This window comes from Bacillus sp. GMs2/2, assembly GCF_050172095.1.
GTDB classification, from domain to species: Bacteria; Bacillota; Bacilli; order Bacillales; family Bacillaceae_G; genus Bacillus_A; species Bacillus_A cereus.
On the sequence record NZ_JBNLYE010000009.1, the window covers coordinates 1 to 15738 of the forward strand.

A 15738-nucleotide genomic window follows, 5' to 3' on the forward strand; every position below is an offset into this window, starting at 1 on the left:
TTTTTACTTGTTTTATATAAGGGATTTGAGTAGTTTCTCTTAGAATGCCTATGATAGAATATATAAGGTGAAAGAGAGCGATTATAGATGCTAATTGGTACTCAAATAAAATGCAATAAAGAAAATAATGTGACGGGGTGTGAGAATCTTGAATGATGTTGTACAAGTTCCTGTTACGGATGTAAAGGGGATAGGAGGAGAAACATCTGAGTTACTACATGAGATGGGTATTTATACAGTTTCTCATCTATTAGAACATTTTCCGTACCGTTATGAAGATTATGCGATGAAAGATCTTGCTGAAGTAAAGCATGATGAACGTGTAACGGTTGAAGGGAAGATTCATAGTGCTCCTTTGCTGCAATATTATGGTAAGAAGAAATCGCGTTTAACAGTTCGTGTTCTCGTCGGTCGTTATTTAATTACGGCGGTATGTTTTAATAGGCCTTACTATAAGCAAAAATTAAAGTTAGATGAAACGGTAACGATTACTGGTAAATGGGATCAACATCGTCAAACAATTGCTGTATCAGAACTTCATTTTGGGCCGGTTGTACGTCAACAAGAAGTGGAACCTGTTTATTCAGTAAAGGGGAAACTTACAGTAAAACAGATGCGTCGTTTTATTGCTCAAGCGTTAAAGGAATATGGAGATTCTATAGTCGAAGTGTTACCGGATGGTTTGTTAGGGCGATATAAATTATTACCAAGATATGAAGCGCTTAGGGCATTGCATTTTCCGGTAGGACAGGAAGATTTGAAGCAAGCGCGTCGCCGTTTTGTATATGAAGAATTTTTCTTATTTCAGCTGAAAATGCAAACGCTCCGGAAAATGGAGAGGGAAAATTCAAAAGGGACGAAGAAAGAGATTCCCTCAGTAGAATTACAAGAATTTATCGATGCACTGCCGTTTCCATTAACGGGTGCGCAGCGCCGAGTTGTAGATGAAATTTTGAAAGATATGACATCTCCTTATCGGATGAACCGACTATTGCAAGGTGACGTTGGTTCTGGGAAAACAGTTGTTGCTGCGATTGGCCTTTATGCATCGAAATTAGCTCATTATCAAGGTGCTTTAATGGTTCCTACAGAAATTTTAGCTGAGCAACATTATCAGTCGCTTGCTGAAACGTTTTCGCATTTTGGTATGAAGGTGGAACTGTTAACAAGTTCTGTTAAAGGTGCGAGACGTCGAGAAATTTTAGCGAAGTTAGAACAAGGAGAAATAGATATTCTTGTTGGAACGCATGCCTTAATTCAAGATGAAGTTATATTTCATAGGTTGGGTCTCGTTATTACAGATGAACAGCATCGATTTGGTGTAGCGCAGCGCCGAGTTTTACGGGAGAAAGGTGAAAGTCCAGATGTATTATTTATGACAGCGACACCAATTCCGCGTACGCTTGCAATTACTGCATTTGGAGAGATGGATGTTTCGATAATCGATGAGATGCCAGCAGGTAGAAAGGTGATTGAAACATATTGGGCAAAACATGATATGTTAGATCGCGTTCTCGGTTTTGTTGAAAAGGAGATAAAAAAAGGAAGACAGGCATACGTTATTTGTCCTCTAATTGAAGAATCTGAGAAACTTGATGTGCAAAATGCTATCGACTTACATAGTATGCTGACGCATCATTACCAAGGGAAATGCCAAGTTGGATTGATGCATGGGAGATTATCGTCTCAGGAAAAAGAAGAGATAATGGGACAGTTTAGTGAAAATAAAGTGCAAATTCTTGTATCGACAACAGTTGTTGAAGTAGGTGTGAACGTACCGAATGCGACTGTAATGGTTATTTATGATGCAGAACGTTTCGGTTTATCGCAGCTTCATCAGCTTAGAGGGCGTGTCGGCCGTGGTAGTGAACAATCATATTGTTTATTAATAGCAGACCCTAAATCAGAAACAGGGAAAGAAAGAATGCGCATAATGACTGAAACAAATGATGGATTTGTATTGTCAGAAAAAGATTTAGAATTACGAGGTCCTGGAGATTTCTTTGGGAGTAAGCAAAGTGGCTTACCAGAATTTAAGGTTGCTGACATGGTACATGATTATCGAGCGTTAGAAACAGCAAGGCAAGATGCGGCGATACTAGTAGATTCAGAAGCGTTTTGGCACAATGATCAGTACGCTGCCTTGCGTACGTATCTTGATGGGACAGGTGTGTTCCAAGGAGAGAAGCTCGATTAAAGGGAGTCAACAAAAGTTTTTGTTGCATTCTACTTTTAATGATTATATACTACTGTTAGTACCTAGTCATAAAAATGGATGGTGCGGTATGAAAAAAAGAAGAAGTAAAAAAGAAAGACAAGAGTTATTACAACAAACAATCGAATCAAATCCTTTTATTACGGATGAAGATTTAGCGGAAAAATTTCAAGTGAGTATACAAACAGTACGACTTGATCGTATGGAATTGTCTATTCCTGAATTAAGAGAGAGAATTAAACATGTAGCTACAAAGCAACATGAAGAAGATGTGAAATCTTTACCGTTAGAAGAGGTTGTTGGAGAAATTATTGATATTGAATTAGATAGACATGCAATCTCTATCTTTGAAGTAAAGGTAGAACATGTATTTAAAAGAAATCAAATTGCCCGTGGGCATCATCTGTTTGCACAAGCAAACTCACTAGCTGTTGCGGTTATTGATGAAGAATTAGCTTTAACTGCAAAGTCTACCATTCGATACATTCGCCCTGTAAAATTAGGAGAGCGTGTTGTTGCAAAAGCGCGCGTTGAAGATGTAGAGAATGATAAGGGACGGACGGTTGTCAAAGTGCGTAGCTTCGTTGGAGAAGAACTTGTTTTTACAGGCACTTTTGAAATGTATCGATCTAGTAATTATAGTGAGGAAGGTAACAACTTATGAAAATCGCAATAGATGCAATGGGCGGAGATCACGCTCCAAAGGCTGTAGTATTAGGGGCAATGAAAGCTATTAAGGAATATTCTGATTTACATATTACGTTAGTAGGGAAAGAAGAGGAAATTCGTCAATACTTAACGAGTGATGAACGAATTACTATTCTTCATACAGACGAAAAAATAGAATCAACGGAGGAACCAGTAAGAGCGGTTCGTCGAAAAAAACAAGCTTCAATGGTGCTTGCGGCACAACAAGTAAAGGATGGAGAAGCAGACGCTTGTATATCCGCAGGTAGTACAGGAGCTTTAATGGCAGCTGGATTATTTGTTGTCGGTCGTATGGAAGGAATTGAGCGACCAGCTTTATCGCCTACAATGCCGACTGTAGATGGAAAAGGTTTTGTTATGTTAGATGTTGGAGCAAATGTTGATGCAAAACCAATTCATTTATATCAATATGCAGTAATGGGATCTGTTTATGCTGAGAAGGTAAGAGGAATTGAAAATCCTCGTGTTGGACTATTAAACGTTGGAACAGAGGATGGAAAAGGAAACGAGCTTTCAAAGCAAGTATTTGCAATGCTTAAAGATGCGCCAATTAATTTCGTTGGGAACGTTGAATCGAGAGATTTATTGCAAGGTGTAGCAGATGTTGTTGTATGTGATGGTTTTACAGGGAATGTAGCGTTGAAATCATTAGAAGGAACAGGACTTGCGCTATTCTCTATGTTGAAAGAACAACTAATGAGTTCGTTTACGAGCAAATTAGCAGCGGCGGTATTAAAGCCAAAACTTATGGTATTAAAAGATAAAATGGATTATTCGGAGTATGGGGGAGCTGCATTATTTGGATTGAAAGCACCTGTCATTAAGGCTCACGGTTCTTCTAATGACCAGTCGATATTTAGTGCGATTCGTCAAACGAGAGAAATGGTAGCGAAAGAAGTAATTCCTACAATTTCAAGCGTAATGGAGAAAGAGTCACTCCAATAAGAGGAGGATTTGAAATGGGAAAAATAGCATTTCTTTTTCCGGGCCAAGGTTCACAGGCAGTTGGAATGGGTAAACAATTAGCAGAGAATAATAAAGAGGTTGCAAAAGTGTTTGCAAAAGCAGATGAGGTGTTACAAGAGTCACTTTCAGAAGTGATTTTTGAAGGCCCGCAGGAAAAGCTTACATTAACAACAAATGCTCAGCCTGCATTATTAACAACGAGTTTTGCTATTTTGACAGCTTTGAAAGAGTATGACATTACACCTGACTTTGTCGCTGGTCATAGTTTAGGTGAATATAGCGCTCTTGTAGCAGCTGGTGCATTAACTTTTGAAGATGCGGTATATGCTGTAAGGAAACGCGGGGAATATATGGAAGAAGCTGTTCCGGGCGGGGAAGGTGCAATGGCAGCTATATTAGGTGCTGACCCACATATGCTGAAACAAGTTACAGAAGAAGTAACAAGTGAAGGATATGCAGTGCAAATCGCTAATATGAATAGTACGAAGCAAATTGTAATTTCTGGAACGAAGCAAGGCGTAGAGGTTGCTTCTCAAAGAGCGAAAGAAAATGGTGCAAAGAGAGCAATTCCACTAAAAGTAAGTGGGCCATTCCATTCTTCACTTATGAAGCCGGCAGCTGAGAAGTTCCAAAGTGTTTTAAATGAAATTACAATTCATGATACGAATATTCCTGTTATTGCAAATGTTACGGCGGATGTTATTACGCGTGGTGCCGACATTCAAGAAAAGTTAATCGAACAGCTTTATTCGCCTGTATTATGGTACCCGTCTATTGAATGTATGGTGAAGCAGGGAGTAGATACATTTATTGAAATTGGGCCTGGAAAAGTACTTGCTGGACTTATGAAGTCAATTGATTCATCAGTGAAAGCATATGCGATATATGATGAAGAGACATTAAAAGATACCATTTCAAATTTGAGAGGAGAAAACTGATGTTAAAAGGGAAGGTAGCATTAGTAACTGGCGCTTCACGTGGAATTGGTCGCGCGATTGCGATCGATTTAGCGAAACAAGGGGCAAATGTAGTAGTAAATTATGCAGGTAATGAACAAAAAGCAAATGAAGTAGTAGATGAAATTAAGAAATTAGGTTCTGATGCAATTGCGGTAAAAGCAGATGTTGCAAATGCTGATGATGTTACAAATATGGTGAAACAAACAGTAGATACATTTGGACAAGTTGATATTCTTGTAAATAATGCTGGTGTAACAAAAGATAATTTATTAATGCGTATGAAAGAAGAAGAATGGGATACAGTTATTAATACAAACTTAAAAGGTGTATTCTTATGTACAAAAGCAGTATCTCGTTATATGATGCGTCAACGTCACGGTAGAATTATAAATATCGCTTCTGTTGTGGGTGTTATAGGAAACCCAGGGCAAGCTAATTATGTTGCTGCTAAAGCGGGTGTTATTGGATTAACAAAAACATCTGCAAAAGAGTTAGCAAGTCGAAATATTACTGTGAATGCAATTGCGCCAGGCTTTATTGCGACTGATATGACTGATGTACTAGATGAGAATATTAAAGCCGAAATGTTAAAAGTTATTCCAGCTGCTCAATTTGGTGAAGCGAAAGATATCGCGAATGCTGTAACGTTTTTTGCTTCTGATCAAAGCAAATATGTTACAGGTCAAACGTTAAATGTTGATGGCGGTATGGTAATGTAATAAAAGAATCGATTTCACCTAGTTTTTTTGGTCAATATTTAATATAATATTTGAGGGGAGGTGAATGGAATGGCAGATGTTTTAGAGCGCGTAACAAAAATCATCGTTGATCGTTTAGGAGTAGAAGAGACTGAGGTAGTACCAGCTGCAAGCTTCAAGGAAGATTTAGGAGCAGACTCCCTAGATGTAGTAGAACTTGTAATGCAATTAGAAGATGAATTCGAAATGGAAATTTCTGATGAAGATGCTGAAAAGATTGCTACTGTTGGCGATGCTGTGACTTACATAGAGAGTCATCTATAATGCTTAAGTGAAGTCCCGTTTTTTAGCGGGGCTTTCTGGCTTATATCTGGAGGGACCTATGCCGTACCGAAAATATAGAGAAAAAAAATACGAAACAAAATATCGTGAAGCATTTAAAGTGTTTCAAGAAAAGATAGGTATTACGTTTACAGATGAAAAATTATTGATTCAAGCATTTACGCATTCATCGTATGTGAATGAGCATCGAAAAAAACCGCATGAAGATAATGAGCGTCTTGAATTTCTTGGAGATGCAGTATTGGAACTGACTGTATCACAGTATCTGTTTCAAAAATATCCGACAATGAGCGAAGGAGAGTTAACAAAACTACGTGCAGCTATTGTATGTGAGCCATCTCTTGTTCGTTTTGCGAACGAATTGTCATTTGGCAGCCTTGTTTTATTAGGAAAAGGTGAAGAAATGACAGGTGGACGTGAACGACCAGCTTTATTAGCGGATGTCTTTGAAGCGTTTATTGGTGCCCTTTATCTTGATCAAGGGCTAGAAACAGTTTGGGAATTCTTAAAAGAAATTGTATATCCGAAAATTAATGAGGGTGCTTTTTCTCATGTGATGGATTATAAGAGTCAGTTGCAAGAATTGATTCAGCGTGATGGCAGTGGCAATGTTGAGTATCAAATTTTGCAAGAAAAAGGACCAGCTCACAATCGAGAATTTGTGTCACGTGTTACGTTAAATAACGTAGCTTTAGGTCTTGGTAGTGGTAAGTCGAAAAAAGAAGCAGAGCAACAAGCTGCTGCAGAAGCATTGAAAAAATTAAAAGAACAACTATAAGGAATCCCCCTTTGAATGAGGGGGATTCCTTATGCATAGAATGAAACTTTCTTTTTGTTTATAAAGAAAAAGAAGGTAAATCCGTATAATACTTGTTTTTGTATAGAGAACATTTATAACGACGGAGAATAGGAGGAAGGCCTTTCGTGTTTTTAAAAAGATTAGAAATAGCAGGGTTTAAGTCTTTTGCTGAGCGTGTATCTGTTGATTTTGTCCCAGGTGTAACTTCTGTAGTAGGACCTAATGGAAGCGGGAAAAGTAATATTACTGATGCAATTCGCTGGGTACTTGGTGAACAATCTGCAAAATCATTACGTGGTGCAAAGATGGAGGATATTATTTTTGCGGGCAGTGATACGAGGAGAGCGGTTAATGTTGCTGAAGTAACAATAACTTTAAATAATGAAGATCAACGTTTACCAATTGAATACAATGAGGTGTGTGTAACACGTCGTGTATCTCGTTCAGGTGATAGTGATTTTTATATTAATAAACAATCATGTAGATTGAAAGATATTATCGATTTATTTATGGACTCTGGTATGGGAAGAGAAGCTTTTTCAATTATTAGCCAGGGGAAAGTGGAAGAGATTTTAAGTAGTAAGTCAGAAGAGCGTCGAGGTGTATTTGAAGAAGCGGCAGGCGTACTAAAATACAAACTTCGCAAAAAGAAAGCTGAAGGGAAACTAGCAGAAACACAAGAAAACTTAAATCGTGTACAAGATATAATTCATGAATTAAGTAGTCAAGTAGAACCTTTAGAAAGACAAGCTTCTATTGCGAAAGATTATCTTGAGAATAAAGAAGAATTAGAGAAAGTAGAAGCTGCGCTTATTGTTCATGAAATTGAAGAATTGCATGAGAAATGGGAAGCGCTTCGAAATCAGTTTGGGCATAATAAAAACGAAGAAGCTAAAATGTCAACGAATTTACAAAAAAGTGAAGAAGAGCTTGAGGAATTACGAGGACAATTACAAGCGGTAGACGAGTCTGTAGACTCGTTGCAAGAAGTACTTCTTCTTTCTAGTAAAGAGCTAGAAAAACTAGAAGGGCAGCGTGAGTTGTTAAAAGAAAGAAAGCAAAATGCTACGACGCATTGTGTGCAACTTGAGCAGTTAATTGTTGAATTAACTGAGAAAGCTAAAAGTTACGATGGTGAGATTGAGTCAAGTACAGAATCTTTAATGCAATTTGTGAATGAAGTAAAAGAGTTGGAGCAAAAATTGCATGATAATGAGCAACTGCTTGCTACTTTTGCTGACAATTTAGAGGAACAGATTGAGAATTTAAAAGGTGACTATATTGAGCTTTTAAATCAACAAGCTAGTCATCGTAATGAATTATCTATGATTGAAGAACAATCGAAACAGCAAATGTCTAAAAACGAGCGTCTAGATGAAGAGAATGCGAAATATGTAGAAATGCGTATGGAAATTACAGCGAAAAAGACGAAACTTGTAGAAAGTTACGAACAAGCGAAAGAAAAAGTAGCTGGCATTCTCTCAAATATACAGAAGACAGAGGCGGCGCTTGGGAAATGTAAGACGCAGTATAGTGAAAATGAAACAAAACTGTATCAAGCATATCAATTTGTGCAACAGGCACGTTCTCGAAAAGAAATGCTTGAAGAGATGCAAGAAGATTATTCTGGATTCTATCAAGGTGTACGTGAAGTATTGAAAGCTAGAGAAAATAGGTTGCAAGGTATCGAGGGTGCTGTTGCGGAACTGTTAACGGTACCGAAAGAATACGAAGTTGCAATGGAAATTGCTCTAGGTGCAGCGATGCAGCATATTGTTGTACAAAAAGAGGAACATGCTCGTAATGCGATTGCATTTCTAAAGCAAAATAAACATGGACGTGCAACGTTTTTACCGCAAGCTGTTATTAAAAGCAGATCGTTATCATTTGAGCAATTACGCATTGCAAATCAACACCCATCGTTTGTAGGTGTGGCGGCAGAACTTGTGCAGTACAACAATAAATATGAAAATGTAGTTTCAAATTTATTAGGTACTGTTATTGTTGCGAAAGATTTACGTGGAGCAAATGAGTTGGCGAAACAACTGCAATACCGTTATCGCATTGTAACAATCGAAGGTGACGTCGTGAATCCTGGCGGTTCTATGACTGGTGGGGCGGTAAAGCAAGCGAAATCTTCTTTATTAGGACGCCAACGTGAACTGGAAGAGTGGACTCGCAAGTTAACTGATATGGAAGAAAAAACAACGAAGTTAGAAAACTTTGTTAAAGCAGTAAAACAAGAGATTCAAGAAAAAGAAGTGAAAATACGCGAACTAAGGCAAACTGTAGAAGCAGATCGTGTAGATGAGCAGAAATTAAGAGAAGAGATTAATCGTTTAGAATTAGAAGAACATCGTATTAATGATCGGTTGTCTATTTATGATTTAGAGATTGAAGGGTTTTTACAAGATCGAGTAAAAATGCAAGGGCGTAAAGAGGAGTTAGAAGGGGTTTTAACGAATCTTCAAGCTGAAATTACTAAGTTAGATAGTAAAATTGTAGCTTTAACAAAACAAAAAAGTGAGCAACATTCTTCGAAAGAAAAAGTTCAAAAAGAAATGACTGAGTTAAAAGTGCTGGCAGCTGAAAAGCAACAACGCTTATCTAATCAAAAAGAAAAAGTTGAACGATTGACGAAGGAAAAAGAAGAAACGGATGCGACACTTGTAAAAACGAAAGAGGATTTAGCGTTCTTAAAACAAGAAATGACATCTAATTCAAGTGGTGAAGAGCAAATTACGAATATGATTGAGAAGAAAGCATATGATCGTAATCAAACTTCAGAATTAATTCGCTCTCGTCGTGAACAACGTGTATCGTTGCAAGAGAGAGTAGAACATTTAGAGCGCAATTTGAAAGAAACGACAGGTAAACATAAATATGTTCTTGAAATGTTGAAAGATCAAGAAGTGAGAATAAATCGACTGGATGTAGAGTTGGAAAATAGATTACAACATTTACGTGAAACATATACGATTTCATTTGAAGCGGCAAAACTAAAATATACAATGACAATGCCTGCAGAAGATGCGCGTAAGAAAGTAAAATTAATCAAATTATCCATAGAAGAGTTAGGTACAGTGAACCTAGGGGCAATTGATGAATATGAACGTGTAGCGGAGCGTCATACATTCTTACTAGAGCAGAGAGACGACCTAGAAGAAGCAAAAGCGACATTGCACCAGCTTATTACCGAAATGGATGAAGAAATGAAAAAACGCTTTTCTACTACGTTTGAAGGCATTAGAATGGAGTTTCAATCGGTATTCTCTGAATTATTTGGAGGCGGTAGAGCGGATTTAGTAATGACTAATCCAGAGGATTTACTAAATACGGGTATTGATATTGTAGCACAACCGCCAGGGAAGAAACTGCAGAACTTAGGTTTACTTTCAGGTGGAGAGCGTGCTTTAACAGCAATTGCGCTTTTATTTGGTATTTTAAAAGTACGCCCAGTACCGTTCTGTGTACTAGATGAGGTAGAGGCAGCCCTTGATGAGGCGAATGTAGCTCGTTTTGCACAGTATTTAAAGAAATTCAGTGATGAGACGCAGTTTATTGTAATTACACATAGAAAAGGTACAATGGAAGAGTCTGATGTGTTGTACGGTGTAACAATGCAAGAATCGGGGGTATCTAAACTTGTTTCGGTTCGTTTAGACGCCGGAGAAGAACTTATTGCAAGTGAATAGGAAGGATGGGAAAGTATGAGTTTTTTTAAAAAACTAAAAGAAAAAATTTCAAAACAAACGGATACAGTTACAGAGAAATTTAAACAAGGATTAGAAAAAACGAGAAATTCATTTGCGGATAAAGTGAATGATTTAGTGTATCGTTACCGTAAAGTGGACGAAGATTTCTTCGAAGAGTTAGAAGAAATTTTAATCGGTGCAGACGTTGGCGTTGCGACGGTAATGGAATTAATTGACCAATTGAAAGAAGAAGTACAACGTCGTAACATTCAAGATCCAAAAGAAGTACAAGCTGTTATTTCAGAAAAACTAGTAGGAATTTACAAAGGTGACAGCGATTTTAGTAACGAAATTAATATGCAAGAGGACCAATTAACGGTCGTTTTATTTGTTGGTGTTAATGGTGTAGGAAAAACAACGACAATTGGTAAACTGGCGCATAAGTTTAAATCAGAAGGTAAGTCAGTCCTATTGGCGGCAGGAGATACATTCCGTGCTGGAGCGATTGAACAATTAGAAGTATGGGGCGATCGCGTTGGTGTAGAAGTGATTAAACAAGGATCTGGATCTGATCCAGCGGCGGTTATGTATGACGCTGTACAAGCAGCGAAAGCACGTAAGGTAGATGTATTACTATGTGACACAGCAGGACGCTTGCAAAATAAAGTGAACTTAATGAAAGAGTTAGAAAAGGTGAAGCGTGTAATTGAGCGTGAAGTACCAGGTGCTCCTCATGAAGTATTGCTTGTTATTGATGCAACAACAGGACAAAACGGTTTAAGCCAAGCGAAAACATTCCGTGAAGCAACGAATGTAACTGGTATTGTTTTAACGAAGTTAGATGGAACTGCTAAAGGTGGTATTGTATTAGCGATTCGTAACGAAATGGATGTACCGGTGAAGTTTGTTGGATTAGGAGAACAAATGGATGACTTGCAGCAGTTTGATCCAGAACAATATGTGTATGGTTTATTTGCGAACTTAGTAGAAACAGAAGAAGTATAAGCGAAAGAAGCGGTATTTCCGCTTCTTTTTCTATAAAAAATATATGATGTTAAGAAAAAAACTTGACACTCTTTTGGACTACATGTAAACTAATTCATGTAAAGGGAAATCACTTAACAAAGGATGATCCAACATGCTCGAAAAAACAACGAGAATGAACTATTTATTTGATTTTTATCAATCGTTGTTAACGCAAAAACAAAGAAGTTATATGTCGCTTTATTATCTAGATGATTTATCTCTTGGTGAAATTGCGGAAGAATTTGATGTAAGTCGCCAAGCCGTGTATGATAACATTAAACGGACTGAAGCGATGCTTGAAGAATATGAAGAAAAATTAGTATTACTTCAAAAGTTTCAAGAGCGACAGCGACTTGTTGCAAAGCTAAAACAGCTAATCAGCGAAGAAGAGCATGTGAATGAAGAAATGAAACAAGTTGTTGAAGCTATCGAAAAATTAGATTAGGAGGGCGGCAATATGGCATTTGAAGGATTAGCCGACCGACTTCAACAGACAATGCAAAAAATCCGCGGCAAAGGAAAAGTTTCTGAAGCCGATGTGAAAGAAATGATGAGAGAAGTTCGTCTAGCTCTTTTAGAAGCGGATGTTAACTTTAAAGTAGTAAAAGATTTTGTGAAGCGTGTGTCTGAACGTGCTGTCGGACAAGATGTAATGAAAAGTTTGACACCTGGACAACAAGTAATTAAAGTTGTACAGGAAGAACTTACAGAACTTATGGGCGGAGAGCAAAGCAAAATTGCTGTTGCTAATAAGCCACCGACTGTTATTATGATGGTTGGTCTGCAAGGTGCGGGTAAAACAACGACGACAGGTAAGCTTGCGAATTTGCTTCGTAAAAAGCATAATCGTAAACCGATGCTTGTTGCAGCGGATATTTACCGTCCAGCAGCGATTAAACAGCTTGAAACATTAGGGAAGCAATTGGACATGCCTGTATTTTCTTTAGGAGATCAAGTAAGTCCTGTTGAAATTGCGAAACAAGCGATTGCAAAAGCAAAAGAAGATCATCACGATTATGTTTTAATCGATACAGCGGGTCGCCTGCATATTGATGAAGAATTAATGGATGAATTAGCGAAAGTGAAAGAAGTTGCGAAACCGGATGAAATTTTCCTTGTTGTCGATGCGATGACGGGGCAAGACGCGGTAAATGTTGCACAAAGTTTTCATGAACAGTTAGGTTTAACAGGTGTTGTATTAACGAAATTAGATGGTGATACGCGCGGTGGTGCTGCATTATCTATTAAGGCTGTAACAAACACGCCGATTAAATTTGCTGGTATGGGTGAAAAACTAGATGCAATTGAAGCGTTCCATCCAGAGCGTATGGCATCCCGTATTTTAGGGATGGGCGATGTCTTAACATTGATTGAAAAAGCGCAAGCTACAGTTGATGAAGAGAAAGCAAAAGAACTTGAGCAAAAAATGCGTACGCTTTCGTTTACGCTTGACGATTTCCTAGAACAACTTGGACAAGTGCGCCAACTTGGGCCGCTTGATGAATTGTTAGGAATGCTTCCTGGTGCAAATAAAATTAAAGGGCTGAAAAATGCGCAAGTTGATGAAAAACAAATTGGGCATATTGAGGCAATTATTCGTTCTATGACTAAATTAGAACGAGAACAACCGGAAATAATCAATGCTAGTCGCAAAAAGCGCATTGCCAAAGGTAGCGGTACAACTGTACAAGAAATCAATCGTCTAATTAAGCAATTCGATGACATGAAAAAAATGATGAAGACGATGACGGGAATGCAAAAAGGTAAGAAAAAAGGACTAGGTGGATTGAAGTTTCCATTCATGTAAGGAAAAAAAGATGGCTCTGTTAAGAAAAAATACTTTACAAAGCAATAGTCTTTTTGCTAATATAATTATCTGTGTGAAATAAATTCGGAGGTGCTTTATAAATGGCAGTTAAAATTCGTTTAAAACGTATGGGAGCTAAAAAAACTCCTTTCTATCGTGTAGTTGTTGCAGATTCTCGTTCTCCTCGTGACGGACGTTTCATTGAGGAAATCGGAACTTACAATCCAGTTGCTCAACCAGCTGAAGTTAAGATCAACGAAGAAGCAGCATTAAAATGGTTAGGAAATGGTGCTAAACCATCTGATACAGTTCGTAACTTATTCTCTAACCAAGGTATCATGGAGAAATTCCACTTATCTAAACAAGGTAAGTAATTGAGGCAATGACTATGAAGAAGTTAGTCGAGACGATTGTCAAGCCTCTTGTCGATTATCCTGAAGATGTAAAAGTTACACAGGAACTTTGCAACGGAGAGATAAAGTATCGATTAACTGTACATCCTGAGGATGTTGGAAAAGTCATTGGAAAGCAAGGGAGAGTTGCGAAAGCGATTCGAATGCTCTTGTATTCAGTGGGACATCATAATGATGAAAAAGTAACACTGGAAATTCAATAAACGTAAAAAGGGCGAGGAGTTATTCCTCTCCCTTTTTTAACATTTAAATAGAGATTGCATGTTCCATCTGTGAAATGGAGATGCTTAATTTATATAGAAACCAGGGGTGACATACTATTTATGACAAAATGGTTTAACGTAGGGAAAATTGTAAATACTCATGGCGTAAGAGGAGAAATCCGTGTTATTTCTCGTACTGATTTTCCAGAAGAGCGATATAAAGTAGGAAACACGCTATACATATCGAATGAGAAAGGCACAGACTATCTTCCGGTAAAGGTAACTTCTCATCGCCAACATAAGACATTCGATTTATTAACATTTGAAGGATATAACAATGTAGATGAAGTAGAGAAGTTTAAAGGTTCTTTAATAAAAGTACCAGAAGACCAGTTAGGTGAACTTGCTGAAGGTGAATACTACTATCATGAAATTATTGGTTGCAGTGTTGTAACGGAAGAAGGAGAAGCGCTAGGGACAATCAAAGAGATTCTATCTCCTGGTGCAAATGATGTTTGGGTAATTAAACGCCCGAAGGGTCAAGATCTCTTAATTCCTTATATCGATGACGTTGTACTTCAAGTTAATGTTGAAAATAAATTAGTAACCATTCATGTAATGGAAGGGCTGCTATAATGAAAATTGATATTTTAACGTTGTTCCCAGACATGTTTACCGGTGTATTTGGATCTTCTATATTAAAGAAGGCGCAAGAAAAAGAAGCGGTAAACCTTCGTGTTGTTAACTTTCGTGATTATACAACAAGTAAGCATAATAGCGTAGACGATTATCCTTACGGCGGAGGAGCTGGTATGGTGCTTACTCCTCAGCCTATTTTTGATGCTGTAGAAGATTTGACGAAAGAGACAGAGCGTAAGCCGAGAGTTGTCTTAATGTGTCCGCAGGGCGAAAGATTTACGCAGAAGAAAGCGGAAGAGCTTGCAGGGGAAGAACATTTAATCTTCGTATGTGGGCATTATGAAGGATATGACGAACGAATTCGTGAGCATCTCGTAACGGATGAGATTTCTATTGGTGACTATGTATTAACGGGCGGAGAATTAGCCTCTATGGTTATTACTGATAGTGTGGTACGTCTCTTGCCAGGTGTGCTAGGAAATCATGCTTCACAAGTAGAGGATTCGTTTAGTACAGGTTTATTAGAGCATCCTCATTATACACGTCCAGCTGATTTTCGTGGTATGAAGGTACCGGATGTATTAATGTCAGGGAATCATAAAAACATTGATGAATGGCGACATAAGGAATCTTTGCGCCGAACGTATACGCGTAGACCTGATTTATTAGATGAGAGAGAGTTATCTAAACAAGAGAAAAAATGGCTTGAGGAAATAAAGCGAGAGCAGTAATAACTTCATATATTTGCTATTGCAACAGGCCTAGTAATATGCTATTATAACATTTGTGCTACTGAAATCAGTAGCCGTATTAACGATGTTCCGCTGTAATTTATTAAGACTTTATAAGAGCATCTGTTTAAAGGAGAGAATTTAATATGCAACAATTAATCGCAGAAATTACAAAAGGCCAATTAAAAACTGACCTTCCTTCATTCCGTCCTGGGGACACTTTACGTGTACACGTAAAAGTTGTTGAGGGAACTCGTGAAAGAATTCAGCTTTTCGAAGGTGTTGTAATTAAACGTCGTGGTGGCGGAATCAGTGAAACATTCACAGTTCGTAAGATTTCTTACGGTGTAGGTGTTGAGCGTACATTCCCAGTTCACACGCCAAGAATCGCGAAAATCGAAGTACTTCGCCGTGGTAAAGTACGTCGTGCTAAGTTATACTACTTACGTAACCTTCGCGGTAAAAAAGCACGTATTAAAGAAATTCGATAAGACATGTATGGGAGCTTGTAAATGCACAAGCTCCCTTTTTCCAATC

General features: G+C 37.9%; 16 protein-coding genes. All 16 read left to right on the top strand.

Annotated features, from left to right (window positions below):
- Nucleotides 1-148 precede the first annotated feature (148 nt).
- The 16 genes from recG to rplS all read left to right on the top strand — a co-directional run bounded on the left by recG (nt 149) and on the right by rplS (nt 15692).
- Nucleotides 149-2197, top strand: a complete 2049-nt coding sequence (recG, locus tag ACQGS6_RS02955; protein WP_001000813.1) for an ATP-dependent DNA helicase RecG — start codon at nt 149-151, stop codon at nt 2195-2197.
- Between the two features lie 88 nt (nt 2198-2285).
- The gene (gene fapR / locus ACQGS6_RS02960; protein ID WP_000747349.1) at nt 2286-2879 is read left to right on the top strand and encodes a transcription factor FapR; all 594 of its coding nucleotides are present in this window, start codon (nt 2286-2288) and stop codon (nt 2877-2879) included.
- On the top strand, nt 2876-3868 hold the full coding sequence (plsX, locus tag ACQGS6_RS02965) for a phosphate acyltransferase PlsX (protein WP_426964874.1): 993 nt from the start codon (nt 2876-2878) through the stop codon (nt 3866-3868). The genes fapR and plsX overlap by 4 nt, the downstream gene beginning before the upstream one ends.
- Before the next feature lie 14 nt (nt 3869-3882).
- Nucleotides 3883-4827 (top strand): ACP S-malonyltransferase, encoded by a 945-nt coding sequence (gene fabD, locus ACQGS6_RS02970; protein WP_000515910.1) that lies wholly within the window; start codon nt 3883-3885, stop codon nt 4825-4827.
- Nucleotides 4827-5567: a 3-oxoacyl-[acyl-carrier-protein] reductase gene (gene fabG, locus ACQGS6_RS02975; protein ID WP_000911768.1), complete on the top strand. Its 741-nt coding sequence runs from the start codon at nt 4827-4829 to the stop codon at nt 5565-5567. The genes fabD and fabG overlap by 1 nt, the downstream gene beginning before the upstream one ends.
- 69 nt (nt 5568-5636) lie before the next feature.
- Nucleotides 5637-5870, top strand: a complete 234-nt coding sequence (gene acpP / locus ACQGS6_RS02980; RefSeq protein WP_000786062.1) for an acyl carrier protein — start codon at nt 5637-5639, stop codon at nt 5868-5870.
- Nucleotides 5871-5928: 58 nt separating this feature from the next.
- The gene (rncS, locus tag ACQGS6_RS02985; RefSeq protein WP_001146875.1) at nt 5929-6666 is read left to right on the top strand and encodes a ribonuclease III; all 738 of its coding nucleotides are present in this window, start codon (nt 5929-5931) and stop codon (nt 6664-6666) included.
- 146 nt (nt 6667-6812) lie between these two features.
- Nucleotides 6813-10382, top strand: a complete 3570-nt coding sequence (gene smc / locus ACQGS6_RS02990; RefSeq protein ID WP_000478980.1) for a chromosome segregation protein SMC — start codon at nt 6813-6815, stop codon at nt 10380-10382.
- A gap of 15 nt (nt 10383-10397) precedes the next feature.
- Nucleotides 10398-11387 carry a signal recognition particle-docking protein FtsY gene (ftsY, locus tag ACQGS6_RS02995; protein WP_000007655.1) on the top strand — a complete coding sequence of 330 codons (990 nt, stop codon included), beginning with the start codon at nt 10398-10400 and terminating at the stop codon, nt 11385-11387.
- Between the two features lie 133 nt (nt 11388-11520).
- A complete protein-coding gene (locus tag ACQGS6_RS03000) occupies nt 11521-11853 on the top strand; it encodes a putative DNA-binding protein (RefSeq protein ID WP_000891062.1) in 333 nt (110 codons plus the stop codon).
- 12 nt (nt 11854-11865) lie between these two features.
- Nucleotides 11866-13215 carry a signal recognition particle protein gene (gene ffh, locus ACQGS6_RS03005; RefSeq protein WP_000863460.1) on the top strand — a complete coding sequence of 450 codons (1350 nt, stop codon included), beginning with the start codon at nt 11866-11868 and terminating at the stop codon, nt 13213-13215.
- A gap of 101 nt (nt 13216-13316) precedes the next feature.
- Nucleotides 13317-13589, top strand: coding sequence for a 30S ribosomal protein S16 (rpsP, locus tag ACQGS6_RS03010; protein ID WP_000268750.1), 273 nt, complete (start codon nt 13317-13319; stop codon nt 13587-13589).
- Between the two features lie 14 nt (nt 13590-13603).
- Nucleotides 13604-13831 (top strand): KH domain-containing protein, encoded by a 228-nt coding sequence (locus ACQGS6_RS03015; RefSeq protein ID WP_000737401.1) that lies wholly within the window; start codon nt 13604-13606, stop codon nt 13829-13831.
- 120 nt (nt 13832-13951) lie between these two features.
- Entirely contained in the window at nt 13952-14467 is a 516-nt protein-coding gene (rimM, locus tag ACQGS6_RS03020; RefSeq protein ID WP_426964875.1) for a ribosome maturation factor RimM, read from the top strand.
- Nucleotides 14467-15201, top strand: coding sequence for a tRNA (guanosine(37)-N1)-methyltransferase TrmD (gene trmD / locus ACQGS6_RS03025; RefSeq protein ID WP_000686903.1), 735 nt, complete (start codon nt 14467-14469; stop codon nt 15199-15201). The genes rimM and trmD overlap by 1 nt, the downstream gene beginning before the upstream one ends.
- Before the next feature lie 146 nt (nt 15202-15347).
- Entirely contained in the window at nt 15348-15692 is a 345-nt protein-coding gene (rplS, locus tag ACQGS6_RS03030; protein ID WP_001186516.1) for a 50S ribosomal protein L19, read from the top strand.
- The last annotated feature ends 46 nt before the right edge of the window (nt 15693-15738 follow it).